This window comes from Streptococcus oralis (assembly GCF_001588645.1).
GTDB classification, from domain to species: domain Bacteria; phylum Bacillota; class Bacilli; order Lactobacillales; family Streptococcaceae; genus Streptococcus; species Streptococcus oralis_AB.
Genome location: NZ_LAYF01000028.1, coordinates 1 through 3,976, shown reverse-complemented (window position 1 = coordinate 3,976; position 3,976 = coordinate 1). Strand labels below are relative to the sequence as shown.

Sequence of the window (3,976 nt, the reverse complement as noted above, 5' to 3'; positions counted from 1 at the left end):
TTATACATGTCACTTTGTCAAGCGATTTAATATTATTGTAATTATTTTGCAAATGAAATAATTTTATTCATTAAATAATCTGTATTTTTTGTAATTTTCTAGTTTAATTTCTTGACTCAAACTACTTGATTTGTTAAAATAAAAAGGCTGCAATATATTTTTATATATTATTATAGTTGTTTGTAGGAGAAGCTAAATATAAATTATTATGAATAATTGCGGTCAAACTATTTAATATAAAAAATAAAAAGGGAATTATATTTTTATGAAAAAGTTACGTAAAGTAAAGAAGCACTGGGTTGCTGTTTCAATCGGAATTGTTACATCAACCTTATTAGTCAATAACGTAGCCGCTAATGAAGTTGGGGGAGACACTTCAGAAATGCTACAACCGACTACAGTTACATCTTCAACGATTGAAAAAACCAATGAAGACGGAAATACTCTAAATTCTGCTGAAAATGGTAATAATCCTAGTTCAGTGACTGAACAGTCTACTACTCCTTCCTCTAATGTATCCGATAGTGCTAGCACTGTAACTGAAACTCCTACGAAGCCAGCAGATAGTAAACAAATAGGACAAAGTGGATTCCGAAGTGTAAGCGCATCCACATCTGCAGAGGGAAATAAAAGTCAGCCAAAAGAATCTATACCGACTGAACCTGCTGAATCTATCGAACCTGCTCTAAAACCAGAAGTAAAAGCTGACGAGGACGCAATCAAAGCAAAAGCCATTCCTGAAATACCAAAAGAAAACCAATCAAAAAAAATTCAGGATGCCATCACAGAAGATGTAAGGACCGTTGTTTCAAAACCAACTGTTGAAGGCATTGAGTATGATGTTCACTATGATCATAAAAACAAATGGTACTATGTCAATGCTACTGATTTTGGTTTGAATGTAGCTGATAACCAAGATGATACTCTCGCTGTTAATAAAGCACTAAAAGCAGCAAATGAAATTGTAATGGCTGATCCAGATGGTACACAACATACTGGTGTTGCCGTCAAACTTTCTGGAATTGTCAATGTGGCTCGTGATAAAGGCGAAATTGATCACTATAAAATTTTAACATACGGATCAGGTGTCCCTATGCCTATACAAAAAGGACGAATTGATGGTGTTCAGGACCTTTCGCATGTTACAAAAGAAGAATATCAAAATCTTCGTGTAGACTCGGAAGGACTTGTTCGTTATATCAGTTCTAATGGGGAGAATCTCACAGGTATTGCGTTGCCTATCTATCGCAAAAGCGAAAGTGGCTCCTTTAATCAAATTAAAATCGGTTCAGAGCACTCAAATGTAACCGGTCTCTTTGGAGACGGTCCAGGAACAACCGTATTAAAAACAAATTTAGTTCAGCTAGGAAATCCTTGGGATAGCAACGAGAATGATACTGACAATCGCGACCATGCAGTTTTGCTAGTTGAAAATCAAAATGGATTCCTTGTGAAAGATTTATCTGTTTCTATCCAAAACTTAAAAGAAGCTTTTGGAGAACAACATGATGGCTTCTACGTCAAAGGAATGCCCTACTATGGAAAAGTCGATGGCGTCCTTATCAATGATTCTGATAATGTAACTGTTGAGAACGTTGAAGCGAGTGGAGCTAACAAAGCTGGTATCCGTTTCGGGTCGTCATATAACAGTGTCTCAAATATCTCTCTACCTGGTTGGGGCCGTCCTCGCTCTGTGAGTAATTTGATTGCTGGAAAAGCTCCTGGTTATACTTTCAGTAGTCTAAACTTAGGTGAAAACAATAAAGTATTAAACAGTAATACTCACAATAACCGAGTGGCTGGAGTTCAATTCTCTTACCAAACCAATATCCTTATTGAAGGAACAACCACTTCTGAAAATGGACACAAATTAAACGGAAGTACAGGTTATGGTTTCGCTTCAGAGGCTGGATCCTACAATAATGGAATTGTTTTCCGAAACAATACGAGTACCTATAACTATCGTAAAGGATTAGATATTCACGACGGTGACCGAATTTTAATCGAAAACAACATTTCATACGGAGATCGCTTGTTAGGTATCTCTGTATACAACCGAAACTTTAAAATGGAAAATGTTGTCATTCGAAACAACGTTGTCACACAAGATAAAACAAATCGTCTAGTACGAGATGACTTGAAAGTTGACGGAAAATTCACACATGGCCATGATTACCTCCAGTATGAAGCGATTCATTTACAAACGAATGAAAAATCTCAGGACTTGAGTGCAGACGGAGCCGTAGGTTATTTTGAAATTAGTAATAACCGCATTCAAGATTTGGATTCATCAGGTAGAACCGCTACAAACCAAGACTACAATACAAATGCTATCTTGGTTCGTATGCAAGAGCCTTATCTAAACTATATACTGAATATAAAAAACAATCAAATCACTGGACACTCAGCAAACGATTTGATTAAGATGATTAACTCTTCTAATGACAATATTAGGGGAACTGCTACATTATCTGATACAAGTAAATTTGCAAACGGATTGGGATATGGTTCTGGTTCCATCAACATTAGTAATAATAAAGTCGAGCTTGAAGAACTTTACGGTGATCCAAATAAAGATTTATCTGCTATTACAATCGCTGAATCGACTAGTAATTTTAATGTCGCAGATAAAACAATTCGAGCTAACCAAGATAAGTTCCGTGGGTCTGTTGTTTTCCAAAACAATGACATTAAAGTCAAAAAAACTTTCATGAGTACTAGACCTGGTATCATCGGAAAACAAAAGACAATGCCTATCATTTCTATTACAACTAATGCAGAAGGTATTCTTTTTAAAGATAATAATTTAGATTTTGGTGAAATCACGCAAACTTTAGCTAAGAACGCTGCAACGCAAACGCCGTTAATTAGTTTAAATGGAAATAATGGTACTTTGGTGCAACCTGGACTTGGCTTTGGTATTAATACAACTCGAACTCCAAGCAACCTTCCAAATACACTTAGTCGAACTCAACCATTAGCTTTTATTGGAAACGATATTAAAATTTCTAATATTAGTTATGCTAACAATGTTGATTTGCCAATCCGTGTATTAGAAGCCAATCACCTGGTTCGATATACTGAAAACAATACCTTCACTTCCGAATCCGAAATCACAGCTTCTACTACCGATACGAAAACCGATCCACTTGGCAATGCGATCTATAAGCCTGCAACCGAACGCCTTACTCCTAACAAGGAAAAGAATAGCACTCAATTCAATATGGGAGTTAGTCGTTTTTCAACAAGTTCCCCTCGCTTAGTCAATAGTTCAGAAGAGACTATTCCATATGAAACAATCTACGTGAACGATAAAACTATCGCTGCTGGAACTAGCATTGAGAAAACTCCTGGTGTAGCTGGAACGAAAACTGTAAATACCTATGCGACTGGTGTCGATAACTCTGCTTATGAGAAATCAAGTGGAACCGATATCCTAAACTATGGTCTCAGATACTTCTATGCAACAACAAATATTCGAGAAGCTACTGATAATGATCGCATTCCTGGCTTGCTTCGAGCAGACTATACAACCACAGATGGCAATATTATGACTGCCACTAAGGCGTATAGTTACACTGATACTAAAAAACAAACTCAAACAACTGAGATGATTTATCGCTACGAAAACCTTCCAATTGGTTTGAAGAACGATACGCAATATACATTTACTGATGAAAATGTAACTACGGCACCGCAAAGCCGTATTGTCCATGTTGGTACACGAACTTCCAAAGCTATTGGAGCATTTGATCAGTTTGATGTCGATTTCGAAACAGAATATGTAAACGATGATACTATTTTAGTTGGTGATTCTGTCATCAAAACTCCTGGTGTCAAAGGAATCCGTACTGTTTCTTATCGAGAAATCCGTGATAATGATACAAATGATCTAATTTCAAGAGAACAAGTTTCTGATAGTATCACTACTAAACCTATTAAGCAAATCGTACTTGTGGGAACAAAACCACTTACT

Annotated in this window: 1 protein-coding gene; it reads left to right on the top strand. The window is 36.4% G+C overall.

Going from position 1 to position 3,976, the window contains the following annotated elements:
* Nucleotides 1-265 precede the first annotated feature (265 nt).
* On the top strand, nt 266-3,976 hold a 3,711-nt coding region (locus A0739_RS09615; protein WP_196755724.1), incomplete at its 3' end, for a G5 domain-containing protein.